A 15,627-nucleotide genomic window follows, 5' to 3' on the forward strand; every position below is an offset into this window, starting at 1 on the left:
TGCCAGTGCTTATCGTTCACGCTCTCCACGCCGTCTTTCTCTGAACAAGGTTCGTTCGATCCATGCAAGCTTCCAATTCCCGTTCCCCTCGTCGCTGGCTGTTCGGCCTGCTGATCCTGCTGCTGGTGGCCCTGCTGGCCTGGTGGCTGTGGCCCGCGGCGACCGTCCACAAGGAAGGCGGCGGGCACCGTCCGGGCAAGGGCCTGGGCATGGGCGGGCGGCCGGGCTTCGGCGCCTCCACCGAGGCGGTCCCGGTACGCGTCGAACCGGTGCGGGTCGGGGATTTCCCGCTGTACTACAAGGCCCTCGGCACCGTGACCGCGACCAACACGGTCAACGTGCGCAGCCGGGTGGCCGGCGAGCTGGTCAAGGTCCACTTCAAGGAAGGCCAGCAGGTCAAGGCCGGCGACCTGCTCGCCGAGATCGACCCACGTTCCTATCGCATCGCCCTGCAGCAGGCCGAGGGCACCCTGGCGCAGAACCAGGCGCAGCTGAAGAACGCCCAGGTCGACCTGGCTCGCTATAAAGGCCTGTACGCCGAGGACAGCATCGCCAAGCAGACCCTCGACACCGCCGAAGCCCAGGTCGGTCAGTTCCAGGGGCTGGTCAAGACCAACCAGGCCCAGGTCAACGACGCCCGCCTGAACCTCGAATTCACCCAGATCCGCGCACCGATCAGCGGCCGCGTGGGCCTGCGCCAGCTGGACCTGGGCAACCTGGTGGCGGCCAACGACACCACGGCGCTGGTGGTCATCACCCAGACCCAGCCGATCAGCGTTGCCTTCACCCTGCCCGAAACCCAGCTCGACACCGTGCTGGCCCGCTACCGCAGCGGCGCCAGCCTGCCGGTCGAGGCCTGGGACCGGGGCGATCAGAAGCTGCAGTCCACCGGCGTGCTGGGCAGCCTCGACAACCAGATCGACGTCGCCACCGGCACCCTGAAGTTCAAGGGCACCTTCCAGAACAGCGACCACGCGCTGTTCCCCAACCAGTTCGTCAACGTGCGCCTGCTGGCCGACACCCTGAAGCAGGTGGTGCTGGCGCCGGCCGCGGCGATCCAGTTCGGCAACGACGGCACCTTCGCCTATGTGGTCAACGCCGAGGACACCATCAACGTGCGCAAGCTCAAGGTCGGCGCCAGCGATGGCGAGAATACGGTGATCGTCGAGGGCCTGGCCGCCGGCGAGCGCCTGGTGCTGGAAGGCACCGACCGCCTGCGCGAAGGCACCAAGGTCGATGTGGTCGAGGACAGCTCCCAGGTCCCCACCACCCCCGGCCAGCACCTGCAGGGGCAGGGCGCCAAGGGCTCGGCCCAGACCGCTGAGCCAGGCACCAAGGCGGGCGCATGAACCTCTCGCGCCTGTTCATCCTGCGGCCGGTCGCCACCACGCTGAGCATGCTGGCCATCGTCCTGGCCGGCCTGATCGCCTACAAGCTGCTGCCGGTGGCGGCCTTGCCCCAGGTCGACTACCCGACCATCCGCGTCATGACCCTGTACCCCGGCGCCAGCCCGCAGGTGATGACCAGCGCCGTCACCGCACCGCTGGAACGCCAGTTCGGGCAGATGCCGGGCCTGGAGCAGATGGCCTCGACCAGCTCCGGCGGCGCCTCGGTACTGACCCTGCGCTTCAACCTCGACATGAACATGGATGTCGCCGAGCAGCAGGTGCAGGCCGCGATCAACGCCGCCAGCAACCTGCTGCCCAGCGACCTGCCGGCGCCGCCGGTGTACAACAAGGTCAACCCGGCCGACACCCCGGTGCTGACCCTGGCCATTTCCTCGAAGACCATGCCGCTGCCCAAGCTCAACGACCTGGTCGATACCCGCGTGGCGCAGAAGATCGCCCAGATCAGCGGCGTCGGCATGGTCAGCATCGCCGGCGGCCAGCGCCAGGCCGTGCGGATCAAGGTCAACGTCGACGCCCTGGCCGCCAACGGCCTGAACCTGGACGACGTGCGCACCCTGATCGGCGCCTCCAACGTCAACCAGCCCAAGGGCAACTTCGACGGCCCGACCCGGGTGTCGATGCTCGATGCCAATGACCAGCTGCGCTCGCCCGAGGAATACGCCAACCTCATCCTCAAGTACAGCAACGGCGCGCCGCTGCGCCTGAAGGATGTCGCCGAGATCGTCGACGGCGCCGAAAACGAACGCCTGGCCGCCTGGGCCAACCAGAACGAGGCGGTGCTGCTGAATATCCAGCGCCAGCCCGGCGCCAACGTCATCGAGGTGGTCGACCGGATCAAGGAGCTGCTGCCGTCGATCACCGACAACCTGCCGGCGGGCCTGGATGTCAGCGTGCTCACCGACCGCACCCAGACCATCCGCGCCGCCGTGCGCGACGTGCAGCACGAGCTGCTGTTCGCCATCGCCCTGGTGGTGATGGTCACCTTCGTCTTCCTGCGCCGTTTCAGCGCCACCATCATCCCCTCCATCGCCGTGCCGCTGTCGCTGATCGGCACTTTCGGGGTGATGTACCTGGCCGGTTTCTCGGTCAACAACCTCACCTTGATGGCCCTGACCATCGCCACCGGTTTCGTGGTGGACGATGCCATCGTCATGCTGGAGAACATCTCCCGGCACATCGAGGAGGGCGAAACACCTATGCAGGCCGCGCTCAAGGGCGCCAAGCAGATCGGTTTCACCCTGATCTCGCTGACCTTCTCGCTGATCGCCGTGCTGATTCCGCTGCTGTTCATGGCCGATGTGGTCGGGCGGCTGTTCCGCGAGTTCGCCATCACCCTGGCGGTGGCCATCCTGATTTCCCTGGTGGTGTCGCTGACCCTCACGCCGATGATGTGCGCGCGCCTGCTCAAGCGCGAACCCAAGGACGAGGAACAGGGCCGCTTCTACCGCGCCAGCGGCGCCTGGATCGACTGGCTGATCAAGCACTACGGCACCACGCTGACCTGGGTGCTCGAGCGCCAGCCGCTGACCCTGCTGGTGGCCGTGGCCACCCTGGCATTGACCGTGGTGCTGTACCTGATGGTGCCCAAGGGCTTCTTCCCGGCCCAGGACACCGGGGTCATCCAGGGTATCTCCGAGGCGCCGCAGTCGACCTCGTTCGCCGCCATGAGCGAGCGCCAGCAATCCCTGGCCAAGGTGATCCTGCAGGACCCGGCGGTGCAGAGCCTGTCTTCCTACATCGGCGTCGACGGTGACAACGCCACCCTCAACAGCGGCCGCTTGCTGATCAACCTCAAGCCCCATGGCGAGCGCGACGTCACCGCCGCCGAGGTGATCAATCGCCTGCAGCCGCAACTCGACAGGCTGGTCGGCATCCGTCTGTTCATGCAGCCGGTGCAGGACCTGAGCATCGAGGACCGGGTCAGCCGCACCCAGTACCAGTTCAGCCTGAGCTCGCCGGATGCCGACATGCTCGCCGAGTGGAGCGGCAAGCTGGTGCAGGCGCTCAAGGACCGTCCCGAGCTGCAGGATGTGGCCAGCGACCTGCAGGACCAGGGCCTGCAGGTATTCCTGGTGATCGACCGCGACATGGCCAGCCGTCTGGGCATCACCGTGGCGCAGATCACCAACGCGCTGTATGACGCCTTCGGCCAGCGGCAGATCTCGACCATCTACACCCAGGCCAGCCAGTACCGCGTGGTGCTGCAGTCGCAGACCGCGGCCAGCCTCGGCCCGCAGGCCCTGGAGTCGATCCACGTCAAGGCTACCGACGGCGGCCAGGTGCGCCTGTCGGCCCTGGCGCGCATCGAGCAGCGCCAGGCCCAGCTGGCGATCTCGCACATCGGCCAGTTCCCGGCGGTGATGATGTCGTTCAACCTGGCCCACGGCGCGTCCCTGGGCGAGGCGGTCAAGGTGATCGAGCAGGTGCAGCAGGACATCGGCATGCCGATCGGCGTGCAGACCCGCTTCCAGGGTGCCGCCGAGGCGTTCCAGGCCTCGCTGTCGAGCACCCTGCTGCTGATCCTGGCCGCGGTGGTGACCATGTACATCGTGCTGGGCGTGCTCTATGAGAGCTACATACACCCGGTGACCATCCTCTCCACGCTGCCCTCGGCGGCGGTGGGAGCCTTGCTGGCGCTGCTGCTGAGCGGAAACGACCTGGGCATGATCGCCATCATCGGCATCATCCTGCTGATCGGCATCGTCAAGAAGAACGCGATCATGATGATCGACTTCGCCCTGGAGGCCGAGCGTCACCAGGGCATGAGCCCGCGCGACGCGATCTACCAGGCGGCGCTGCTGCGCTTCCGGCCAATCCTGATGACCACCCTGGCCGCGCTGTTCGGCGCCATGCCGCTGATGCTCGCCACCGGTTCCGGCGCCGAGCTGCGCCAGCCGCTGGGCCTGGTGATGGTCGGCGGCCTGCTGGTCAGCCAGGTGCTGACGCTGTTCACCACGCCGGTCATCTACCTGTACTTCGACCGCCTGGCGCGCCGCTGGCGCCCGGCTGACGATGCGCGGCAGGCCGAAGCATGAACCTGTCCGGACCTTTCATCCGCCGGCCGGTAGCCACCATGCTGCTGAGCCTGGCGATCATGCTGCTGGGCGGGGTGAGCTTCGGCCTGCTGCCGGTGTCGCCGCTGCCGCAGATGGATTTCCCGGTGATCGTGGTGCAGGCCAGCCTGCCCGGCGCCAGCCCGGAGGTCATGGCCTCCACCGTGGCCACGCCGCTGGAGCGCAAGCTCGGCGCCATCGCCGGTGTCACCACGCTGACCAGCAGTTCCAACCAGGGCTCGACCCGGGTGATCATCGGCTTCGAGCTGGGGCGCGACATCGACGGCGCGGCGCGCGAGGTACAGGCGGCGATCAACGCCACCCGCAACCTGCTGCCCAGCGGCATGCGCAGCATGCCCACCTACAAGAAGATCAACCCGTCCCAGGCGCCGATCATGGTGCTGTCGCTGACCTCGGACGTGCTGTCCAAGGGCAAGCTCTACGACCTGGCCGACACCATCCTGTCCCAGAGCCTGGCGCAGGTCAGCGGAGTAGGGGAGGTACAGATCGGCGGCAGCTCGCTGCCGGCGGTGCGCATCGAGCTGGAACCACAGCTGCTCAACCAGTACGGCCTATCCCTGGACGATGTGCGCAATGCGGTGGCCAACGCCAACCAGCGCCGGCCCATGGGCTTCGTCGAGGACCATGAGCGCAACTGGCAGGTGCGTGCCAACGACCAGTTGGAAACCGCCGAGGACTACAAGCCGCTGGTGATCCGCCAGCAGAACGGCGCGATCCTGCGCCTGTCCGACGTGGCCAAGGTCAGCGATGGCGTGGAGAACCGCTACAACAGCGGCTTCTTCAACGACGAGAGCGCGGTGCTGCTGGTGGTCAACCGCCAGACCAACGCCAACATCATCCAGACCGTCGAGCAGATCAAGGCCGAGCTGCTAGCCTTGCAGTCGCTGCTGCCGGCCAGCGTCAAGCTCAACGTGGCCATGGACCGCTCGCCGGTGATCAAGGCCACCCTGAAGGAGGCCGAGCACACCCTGCTGATCGCCGTGGTGCTGGTGATCCTGGTGGTCTACCTGTTCCTCGGCAACCTGCGCGCCTCGCTTATCCCAAGCCTGGCGGTGCCGGTGTCGCTGGTGGGCACCTTCGCGGTCATGTACCTGTGCGGGTTCTCGCTGAACAACCTGTCGCTGATGGCGCTGATCCTCGCCACCGGCCTGGTGGTGGATGACGCCATCGTGGTGCTGGAGAACATCTCACGGCATATCGAGAACGGCGAAAACCCCATGCGCGCCGCCTACAAGGGCGCGCAGGAGGTGGGCTTCACCCTGCTGTCGATGAACGTCTCGCTGGTGGCGGTGTTCGTCTCGATCCTGTTCATGGGCGGTATCGTGCGCGGGCTGTTCAAGGAGTTCTCGATCACCCTGGCCGCGGCGATCATCGTCTCGCTGGTGGTGTCGCTGACACTGACGCCGATGCTCTGCTCGCGCTGGCTCAAGGTCCACGGCCCGCAGCAGCAGACCCGCCTCCAACGCTGGAGCGACCGCATCCATCAGCGCATGGTCGCCGGCTACGACAAGAGCCTGGGTTGGGCGCTGCGGCACAAGCGCCTGACCCTGTTCAGCCTGCTGGCCACCATCGGGCTGAACATCGCCCTGTACGTGGTGGTGCCCAAGACCCTGATGCCGCAGCAGGACACCGGCCAGTTGCAAGGTTTCATCCGCGGCGATGACGGCCTGTCGTTCACCGTGATGCAGCCGAAGATGGAAATCTACCGCCGCGCCCTGCTCAAGGACCCGGCGGTGGAGAGCGTCGCCGGTTTCATCGGCGGCAACAGCGGCACCAACAACGCCTTCGTGCTGGTGCGCCTGAAGCCGATCGCCGAGCGCAAGGAGAACGCGCAGAAGGTGATCGACCGCCTGCGCAAGGACCTGCCGAAGATCCCCGGCGGGCGCCTGTACCTGATGGCCGACCAGGACCTGCAGTTGGGCGGCGGCGGCCGCGACCAGAGCACCTCGCAGTACCTCTACACCCTGCAGAGCGGTGACCTGGCCGCCCTGCGCGAGTGGTTCCCGAAGGTGGCCGCCGAGCTGCGCAAGCTGCCCGAGCTGACCGCCATCGACGCCCGCGACGGCGCCGGCACCCAGCAGGTGACCCTGGTGGTCGACCGTGACCAGGCCAAGCGCCTGGGCATCGACATGGACATGGTCACCGCGGTGCTGAACAACGCCTACAGCCAGCGGCAGATCTCGACCATCTACGACAGCCTCAACCAGTACCAGGTGGTGCTGGAGATCAACCCGAAATACGCCTGGGACCCGAGCACCCTGGAGCAGGTGCAGGTGATCACCGCCGACGGCGCCCGGGTGCCACTGTCCACCTTCGCCCGCTACGAGAACAGCCTGGCCAACGACCGCGTCAGCCATGAAGGGCAGTTCGCCTCCGAGGACATCTCGTTCGACGTCGCCGAAGGCTACAGCCCCGACCAGGCCATGGCCGCATTGGAACGCGCGGTGGCCAAGCTCGGCTTGCCCGAGTCGGTGATCGCCAAGCTCGGCGGCGACGCCGATGCCTTCACCAAGACCACCGAAGGCCAGCCGCTGATGATCCTCGGCGCCCTGGTGCTGGTGTACCTGGTGCTGGGGATCCTCTACGAGAGCTACATCCACCCGCTGACGATCCTCTCCACGCTGCCCTCGGCCGGGGTCGGCGCCTTGCTGGCGCTGTACCTGACCGGTGGCGAGTTCAGCCTGATCTCGCTGCTGGGGCTGTTCCTGCTGATCGGTGTGGTGAAGAAGAACGCCATCTTGATGATCGACCTGGCGCTGCAGCTGGAGCGCCACGACGGCCTGTCGCCGGAGGAGTCGATCCGCCGCGCCTGCCTGCTGCGGCTGCGGCCGATCCTGATGACCACCCTGGCGGCGATCCTCGGCGCGCTGCCGCTGCTGCTCAGCCGCGCCGAGGGCGCCGAGATGCGCCAGCCGCTGGGCCTGACCATCATCGGCGGCCTGGTGTTCAGCCAGATTCTCACCCTCTACACCACGCCCGTGGTCTACCTGTACCTCGATCGCCTGCGCCACCGGTTCAACCGCTGGCGCGGCGTGCGCACCGACGCTGCCCTGGATACCCCGCTATGAACTTTGCCCACACCCGAATCCACCGTGCCCTCAAGCTGCTGACCCAGGGACGCGGTTCGCGCTTGGTCAGTGCCGGGCTGTGCGTGGCCATGCTCAGCGCCTGTACCCTGAGCCCGGACTACCACCGTCCCGAGGTCAGCACCCCGGCGCAGTTCAAGCAGGCCGAAGGCTGGACCCAGGCCAACCCGTCCGACGCCATTGCCCGTGGGGCGTGGTGGGAGATCTATGGCGACAAGCAGCTCGACGCCCTGGTGGAGGAGCTCAACCGCAGCAACCAGACCGTGGCACAGTACGAGGCGCAGTACCGTCAGGCCCAGGCGCTGGTGCGCAGCAGCCGTGCCTCGCTGTTCCCTTCGCTGAACCTGACCACCAGCAAGAACCGTTCGGCCCAGGGCACCGGCAGTTCCAGCTCCAGCCTGTCGAACAACAGCAGTGGCATCCGCGACACCTACAACGCGCAGCTGGGGGTGAGCTGGGAGATCGACCTGTGGGGCAAGTTGCGTGAAACCATGAACGCCAACGAGTCCAGCGCCGAGGCCAGCCTGGCCGACATGGCGGCCATCCGCCTGAGCCAGCAGTCGGAGCTGGTGCAGAACTACCTGCAACTGCGGGTGATCGACGCGCAGAAGCGTCTGCTCGAAGCCACGGTCGCGGCCTATGAGCGGTCGCTGAAGATGAACGAGAACCAGTACCGCGCCGGGGTTGCCGGGCCGGATGCCGTGGCCCAGGCGCGTACCCAGCTCAAGAGCACCCAGGCCGACCTGATCGACCTGGCCTGGCAGCGCGCGCAGTACGAGAACGCCATCGCCGTGCTGATGGGCAAGGCGCCGGCCGACTTTGCCCTGGCGGCGAGCAACGAGATTCCGGCGTTGCCGCAGGTGCCGCTGTCGCTGCCGTCGCAGTTGCTCGAGCGGCGTCCTGATATCGCCTCGGCCGAGCGCAAGGTCATGGCGGCCAACTCGAATATCGGCGTGTCACGGGCGGCGTATTTCCCGGATCTGTCGCTGAGCATGAACGGCGGGTACTCCAGCAGCAGCTTCAACAACTGGATCGAGTTGCCCAACCGTTACTGGTCGGTCGGGCCGCAACTGGCGCTGACGCTGTTTGACGCCGGCAAGCGCAGTGCCGAGGTCGACCGGACGGTGGCGGTGTACGACCAGACTGTGGCGCAGTATCGGCAGACGGTGCTCGACGGGTTCAAGGAGGTCGAGAACTATCTGGTGCAGCTCAAGGTGTACGGGGACGAGGCGGTGGTGCGGCAGGAGGCGCTGGACGCGGCGCGGGAGTCGTTGCGGTTGACCGAGAACCAGTACAAGGCGGGGTTGATCGGGTATCTGGATGTGGTCAATGTGCAGACGACGGCGCTCAGCAACGAGCGGAGTGTGTTGACGTTGTTGCAGGGGCGGTTGGTGGCGAGTGTGCAGTTGATTGCGGCGCTTGGGGGAGGGTGGGATGTTGGGCGGGATCTGGTAGTGGAGTAGGGTTGGGTTTTTTGGTTTTTTGGTTTTTTGATTGTTTTGTAAGTTGTAGGCGCATTCATTTTCGATGTCGACGCTTATTCACCTTTCCGCCCTTACGTGAACTGACCCCCGAAAGTTGGACACCTTATCCCTTGGAGGGTGTTCCATGACGAAATACAACCTGGCGCTCAAGCAGGCACTCATCGAAGAGTGCCTTTCTGCCCGCAGTGTTCATGAAGTGGCACTGAAGCATGAGCTGAGCCCTTCGCTGCTGCGCCGCTGGGTAAAGGGCTATGAGAAACACGGCGCAGCCGGTTTGATTCCCAAGTACAGTCACTACGATGCTCAGTTCAAATTAAAGGTTTTGCAATGCATCGAGCAAGACGGGCTGTCTGCTCAGCAAGCATGCGTAAGGTTTGATATCCGTGGGCCGAGCAGCATCAGGCAATGGAAAAGGCTGTACGATGAAGGCGGAATAGAAGCCCTTCATCCGAACCGTGCCCGAGAGTTAAACATGCCCCGCAAGCCATCAAAGCAATCCAGCGCAGGACCTTCTGCACCTTCGGATCGTGAGCTCACGCCTGAGCAAATGCTCGAAGAGCTGGAATATCTGCGCGCGGAGAATGCCTATCTAAAAAAGCTCGATGCCTTGATCCAAGCGGACCCACGCACTGCGCAGGCAAGAAAACGCAAGCTGTCCAAGGATTAAGGCGTGAGCATCGACTCGCTCTGCTGTTGCGCGCTGCAGGCCTGGCACGCAGTACCTTTTACTACCAAAGCAAAGTGTTGCAGACCGACAGGCATGCTGCCCTCAAGGAACGCATCGACAGGGTCTATCACCAGCATAAGGGGCGGTATGGCTACCGCCGTATCACTGCGGTTCTTGGGCACAATGCCGAGGTGATCAATCACAAGAAGGTGCAGCGGCTGATGCAGTTGATGGGCCTCAAATCGCTAGTCAAAGTGAAGAAATATCGCTCGTATCGAGGCTCCGAGGGGCTTGTTGCATCTGATTTGCTCAAGCGTGAATTCAAGGCGCAGGCCCCTAATCAAAAATGGGTAACCGACGTGACAGAGTTCAAGGTAAAGGGCCAGAAGCTATTTCTTTCGCCGGTGATGGACCTGTACAACGGCGAGATCCTCGCTTATCAGATCAACCGACGCCCTGAGTTCAGGATGGTTTCGACAATGCTGGAGCAAGCTTTCGAGCGGCTGAATCAAGATGACAAACCAATATTGCACTCCGATCAAGGCTGGCAGTATCAGCAGCCAGCTTACCGGCACATGTTGGCCGGGAAGAATATCGAGCAGAGCATGTCGCGAAAGGGAAACTGCCTGGACAACGCCGCGATGGAAAGCTTTTTTGGCACGCTCAAGAGCGAGTTCTTTTATCTGGAATCGTTTGAGAGTGTTGAACAACTGGCATCAGGGCTAGAGGATTACATCGCTTACTACAACCAAGAACGCATCAGTCTCAGACTAAATGGCTTGAGTCCGGTACAATTTCGGACCCAAGCGCTGAACCCATAGCGTACCCTGTCCAACTTTCGGGGGTCAGTTCAACGGCGAGTCACTTTTTGTCAAACGCGACAAAAAGTAACCAAAAAACGCTGCGCTCCATTCATCCGGCCCTCCGCTTCGCTCCGGGTCCCCTCACTCCGGCCTTGCTCCCGGGAGGACCGCGCTGCAGGGCCCATCCTGGGCCCCAGCGCTTGACGGGCATCCATGCCCGTCACCTCCCTCCGCAAGGCCTGCGTTCGGCCTCCTGAAGTCGCGAAGTTACGAGCGGCGCCTGGATTGGCGCAGCTGTCGCTAGTTGGAGATTAATTAATCTCTCGATCGTTTCGCGGGGCAAGCCCGCTCCCACGCAATAGCCGCCGTTATATATAACCCTGTAGGAGCGGGCTTGCCCCGCGAAAGGGCCGGAACAGCCAGTACATAATTAACTGTCAAATAAATAACTTCGCATTTCCTGCTCTTGCTCTTGCTCTTGCTCTTGCTCTTGCTCTTGCTTCTAAGCGCGCAATAGTCCAGGCGCCGCCAATTGCGACTTCAGGAGGCCGAGCGGAGTTCTTGCGGAGGGAGGTGACGGCCATGGATGGCCGTCAAGCGCTGCGCCCCAGGATGGGGCGTTCAGCGCGGTCCTCCCGGGAGCAAGAACGGAGCGAGGGAACCCCGGAGCGAAGCGCAGGGGCCGTATGAATGGAGCCAGCGGTTTTTGCCTACTTTTGCCCAAGAGCAAAAGTAGGTCGCCGTAAAGGCGAAAAGGTGACTAAATGTCGACATCACCTACGAATGCGCTTAAAAAAACCAAAACAATCACCAGAGAGCCAGAACCAGATCCAGATCCCTACCCCAAAGCCCTCTCCACAGCCCCCACCACCAAACTCTCCATCAACCCAACCCCTTCAGCCTCTCCCAGCCCCTTCCCCCGCAACATCCCAGGCAACTGGTTCAACAGCGTCGCCAGCACATGCCCGGTAGCCGCGAGAACCTCCACCCCCAACCGCGCCTGTGGCGCAATCAACCGCAAAAGCCCGGTTTCATAGCGCTCCCGCAAGCCCGCCAGCCGCGCCTGCTGCTCCCCGGTCAGGCAGCAGACATCCCGCTCGGCCAGGCGAAACTGCAAAGGTCGCTCCGCATGCAACTGCCAGTGCGCGGCAATCAGGCAAGCCAGCACTGGCCGGCCCTGGGCCTGCGCCCGACGGCCCAGGTCCAGGGTGGCCTGCAACTCCTCGTACAACTCCTCGATCAAGTCATACAAGAGGTCCTGCTTGCTGGGGAAATGGTGGTACAGCGAGCCCGCGGTCAAGCCCACGTGCGCCGCCAGCTCACGCATGCTGACCTGGCCGAAGCCTTTCTCGGCGAACAGGGCCATGGCCCGGTCACGCCGCTCCTCGAAGTTGGCGCAGCGCAGCGCCGCGTTGACCGGGGGCATCGCGCGGCTCCTCTAGTAGGTGAAGAAGCCGCGGCCGCTCTTGCGCCCCAGGTAACCGGCCGCAACCATCTCCTTGAGCAGCGGGGCGGGGCGGTACTTGCTGTCGTTGAAGCCCTCGTGGAAGGCCTCCATGATCGCCAGCAAGGTGTCCAGGCCCACCAGGTCGGCCAGGGCCAGCGGGCCGATCGGCTGGTTGCAGCCCAGGCGCATGCCGGTATCGATGTCCTCGGCGCTGGCCAGGCCCTCCTGGAACACGAAGATCGCCTCGTTGATCATCGGCACCAGGATCCGGTTGACCACGAAGCCCGGACGGTTGCCAGCGGTGATCGGGGTCTTGCCGAGCTTTTCGGTGACCAGCAGCGCCTGGGCGTAGGTCGCATCGCTGGTCTGCAGGCCCCGGATGATCTCGACCAGCGCCATCATCGGCACCGGGTTGAAGAAGTGCACGCCGATAAAACGCTGCGGCTGCTCGATGCTGGCCGCCAGCTGGGTGACTGACAGCGACGAAGTGTTGGTCGCGATCAGGCACTCGGCGCCGACATTGGCGGCCACCTGCTGCAGGATGCGCTGCTTGAGGGCGAGGTTCTCGGTGGCCGCCTCGATCACCAGTTGCGCGTCCGCCAGCTGTGCGTAGTCGGTGCTGGTGCGGATCCGTGCCTTGGCCGCGCTGGCCTTGTCGGCGTCGATGGTGCCCTTGCCGACCTGGCGCTCGAGGTTCTTGCCCAGGGTCGCCACGCCGCGCTCCAGCGCGGCGTCGGAGACGTCCACCAGCAGGACCTGGTAGCCGGCCAGTGCGCACACCTGGGCGATGCCGTTGCCCATGGTGCCGGCGCCGATCACGGCGATGCGTTCGATGTTCATGTTGCTGACTCCTTTCAGACGCGTTCGAAGATGACGGCGATGCCTTGGCCGCCGCCGATGCACATGGTGGCCAGGGCGTAGCGGCCCTGGACGCGGTGCAGTTCATGGATGGCCTTGGTGGCGATGATCGCGCCGGTAGCGCCGACCGGGTGGCCGAGGGAAATGCCCGAGCCGTTGGGGTTGACCTTCTCCGGGTCGAAGCCCAGGGCCCGGGCCACGGCGCAGGCCTGGGAGGCGAAGGCTTCGTTGGACTCGATCACGTCGAGGTCGGCGACCTTCAGGCCGGCCTTCTCCAGCACCTTCTGCGTGGCCGGGATCGGGCCCAGGCCCATCAGCGCCGGTTCCACGCCGGCGTGGGCGTAGGCGACGATGCGCGCCAGCGGCTTGAGGCCCTGGCGACGCACGGCGTCACCGGTGGCCAGGACCAGGCCGGCGGCGCCGTCGTTGATGCTGCTGGCGTTGCCGGCGGTGACGGTGCCGTCCTTCTTGAACACCGCCTTCATGGCCGCCAGCTGTTCGACGCTGGCGTCGCCGCGCACGTTCTCGTCCACGGCGAATTGCACGGGGCCTTTGCGGGTCTTGATTTCGATCGGCACGATCTGGCCGTCGAAGCGGCCCTCGGCGATGGCGCGGGCGGCGCGGAGCTGGCTGGTCAGGGCGACCTCGTCCTGCATCTCGCGGCTGATGCCGTGGGCCGCCGCGACGTTCTCGGCGGTGATGCCCATGTGGAAGTGCTCGAACGGGTCCTGGAGGATGCCGACCATGTAGTCGATGCCCTGCAGGTCGCCCATGCGCGCACCCCAGCGGGCCTGTGGCAGCAGGTAGGGGCCACGGCTCATGGATTCGGCGCCGGCGGCCAGGGCGATGTCGCTGTCGCCCAGCAGCAGGCCCTGGGTGGCCGAAACGATGGCCTGCAGACCCGAGCCGCACAGGCGGTTGACGCTGAAGGCCGGGGTTTCCTTGGGAATGCCGGCGTTCATTGCGGCGACCCGGCCCAGGTAGGCGTCGCGCGGCTCGGTGGGGATCACGTTGCCCATCACCACATGGCCGATCTGCTCGGCGGCGACGCCCGAACGCTCGATGGCGGCGCGGCTCACCTGGGTGGCGAGGTCGGCCAGGGGCAGGTCCTTGAGCGAACCGCCGAAGCTGCCGATGGCCGAACGTACCGCGCTGACGACAAAGATTTCTTTGCTGCTCATGGGGGACTCCGTTTGCGAAGGCGTGGCGGGGTGGGGGTGGCTCTGCGAGAATGGCGGCCGCACCCTCCCGGGGTGGATCGAGTCTAGGCAAAGGCCTTCAGGTGGCCTATGCCGGATCTGTTCAATCAACCTGGCATTTTTTGCCACTCAGCATAGACAGCGGACTTCTGCCATGCGCGATAGCGATACGGTCGCGGTGTACTTCCTCAATGCCATGCTCCACGCCCTGCGTGAGCGGCCACAGGCACGCGACGCCCATCTGCGGGCGGTGGGCATTGATCCGCAGGTGCTGGCCGAGCCCCTGGCGCGGGTGCCGGCCAAGGCATTCGCCCAACTGTGGCTGGCGCTGATCGACGAGCTGCATGACGAGTTCTTCCACCTTGACAGCCACGGCATGCCCCTGGGCAGCTTCGCCCTGATCTGCCGCGGGCTGATCCAGGAACCCACCCTGGGCAAGGCACTGCGCCAGTGCCTGGGCAGTTTCGCCCTGTTCCTGCGCGACCTGAACGGCAGTGTCACGGTGCGCGGCGCGCGCGCGGTGATCAGTGTGCAGTCGAACATCGCCGATCCGCTGACCCGGGTCTATGCCGAGGAAACCTACCTGGTGCTGGTGATCGGCTTGTTGTGCTGGCTGGCGGGAAGGCGCATCGCCATCGACCGCACCGAGCTGGCCCTGGCGCGGCCCGCGCAGGAGGATGATGCGTTGCTGTGGGGGCCGGACCTGCGCCTGGGCAGCGGGCGTACCGAGGTCGAGTTCGACAGCGCCTGGCTGCGTCTGCCGGTGGTGCAGGACCTGGCGGCGCTGAAGGGCTTCCTGCGCAGCGCGCCGCAGGGGCTGGTGATCCGCTTTCGCAACCAGAACGGCCTGGTGGCCGAGGTCTACCGCCACCTGCGCGCCCGCCACTACGGGCAGTGGCCGACCCTCGACGCCATGGCCGAGCGGCAGGGGCTTAGCGCCAGCAGCTTCCGCCGCCGGCTTGAGCGGGAAGGGCGCTCGTACCAGCAGATCAAGGACGAGGTGCGTCGAGCAATGGCTTTCGAGCTGTTGCGTGAAGGGCGCCTGAGCATTGCCGAGATTGCCGAGCACACCGGGTTCCAGGAGCCCAGCGCGTTTCACCGGGCGTTCAAGAAATGGACCGGGCAGAGTCCGGGCAGTTACCGGGCCAAGGGGAAACATGATTCGTGGTGTACTACGTAGTACGTACTATCCCGTTTCGTCGAGCACCTCGAAAGATCAGCACCCAATCAAGAAAACATTTCTTTTTGTTGCCTTGGCGCCGACCCGCATGGTTATCATCCGCCAGCGCGCGGGGCCAGGAGCCCGGCGCCAATGGATCACCGCTGACCCACAGGTCACCGGTACCGCAGCCGAAGGGACCACCCAGGCTCAACGCTCGTGGCCCTTCCACGCCCCCCCATAAGGATGGTGAGGTTTCAATTGGTCACGCAGTCTGGAATCGTAGATATGACGGGCCGTGCGCCCGTAGTCGCTGCTCTTCCCATCACGTGCGCTGCCGCCCGGCCGCACGGCGTCCCGCCCGCCACTCCCGCACGCAACGGTGTAGCGCTCGGCCCCTGATCGCCGACGCATGACCGCCCCGGCCCGATGGCCGGGCCC

The 15,627-nt window shown here is 65.1% G+C and carries 9 protein-coding genes; 6 read left to right on the plus strand and 3 right to left on the minus strand.

Annotated elements, in window-relative coordinates:
• Positions 1-62: 62 nt before the first annotated feature.
• The 5 genes from HU751_RS05615 (at position 63) to HU751_RS05635 (ending at position 10,541) form a co-directional block, all read left to right on the plus strand.
• Positions 63-1,349 carry an MdtA/MuxA family multidrug efflux RND transporter periplasmic adaptor subunit gene (locus HU751_RS05615; protein WP_186734641.1) on the plus strand — a complete coding sequence of 429 codons (1,287 nt, stop codon included), beginning with the start codon at positions 63-65 and terminating at the stop codon, positions 1,347-1,349.
• Positions 1,346-4,444 (plus strand): MdtB/MuxB family multidrug efflux RND transporter permease subunit, encoded by a 3,099-nt coding sequence (locus HU751_RS05620; RefSeq protein WP_186734640.1) that lies wholly within the window; start codon positions 1,346-1,348, stop codon positions 4,442-4,444. The genes HU751_RS05615 and HU751_RS05620 overlap by 4 nt, the downstream gene beginning before the upstream one ends.
• A complete protein-coding gene (locus tag HU751_RS05625) occupies positions 4,441-7,551 on the plus strand; it encodes an efflux RND transporter permease subunit (RefSeq protein ID WP_186734639.1) in 3,111 nt (1,036 codons plus the stop codon). Before HU751_RS05620 ends, HU751_RS05625 begins: the two co-directional genes overlap by 4 nt.
• Entirely contained in the window at positions 7,548-9,032 is a 1,485-nt protein-coding gene (locus HU751_RS05630; RefSeq protein WP_186734638.1) for an efflux transporter outer membrane subunit, read from the plus strand. The genes HU751_RS05625 and HU751_RS05630 overlap by 4 nt, the downstream gene beginning before the upstream one ends.
• Positions 9,033-9,177: 145 nt before the next feature.
• A protein-coding gene (locus tag HU751_RS05635; RefSeq protein WP_437181031.1) for an IS3 family transposase occupies positions 9,178-10,541 on the plus strand; the annotation gives its coding sequence in 2 pieces (ribosomal slippage) (positions 9,178-9,690 and positions 9,693-10,541; 1,362 coding nt in all).
• A gap of 820 nt (positions 10,542-11,361) precedes the next feature.
• On the opposite strand, the gene HU751_RS05640 is transcribed toward HU751_RS05635, so the two are convergent.
• The 3 genes from HU751_RS05640 to HU751_RS05650 are packed head-to-tail and all read right to left on the minus strand — an operon-like array spanning position 11,362 to position 14,009.
• Positions 11,362-11,949, minus strand: a complete 588-nt coding sequence (locus HU751_RS05640) for a TetR/AcrR family transcriptional regulator (RefSeq protein WP_186733308.1) — start codon at positions 11,947-11,949, stop codon at positions 11,362-11,364.
• Positions 11,950-11,961: 12 nt separating this feature from the next.
• Positions 11,962-12,810 (minus strand): 3-hydroxybutyryl-CoA dehydrogenase, encoded by an 849-nt coding sequence (locus HU751_RS05645; protein WP_186715304.1) that lies wholly within the window; start codon positions 12,808-12,810, stop codon positions 11,962-11,964.
• A 14-nt stretch (positions 12,811-12,824) separates the two neighbouring features.
• Entirely contained in the window at positions 12,825-14,009 is a 1,185-nt protein-coding gene (locus HU751_RS05650) for an acetyl-CoA C-acyltransferase family protein (protein WP_186733307.1), read from the minus strand.
• Positions 14,010-14,181: 172 nt separating this feature from the next.
• On the opposite strand from HU751_RS05650, the gene HU751_RS05655 reads away from it, so the two are divergent.
• Positions 14,182-15,207, plus strand: coding sequence for an AraC family transcriptional regulator (locus HU751_RS05655; RefSeq protein WP_186733306.1), 1,026 nt, complete (start codon positions 14,182-14,184; stop codon positions 15,205-15,207).
• The last annotated feature ends 420 nt before the right edge of the window (positions 15,208-15,627 follow it).

Source organism: Pseudomonas peradeniyensis (assembly GCF_014268935.2).
GTDB lineage: Bacteria > Pseudomonadota > Gammaproteobacteria > Pseudomonadales > Pseudomonadaceae > Aquipseudomonas > Aquipseudomonas peradeniyensis.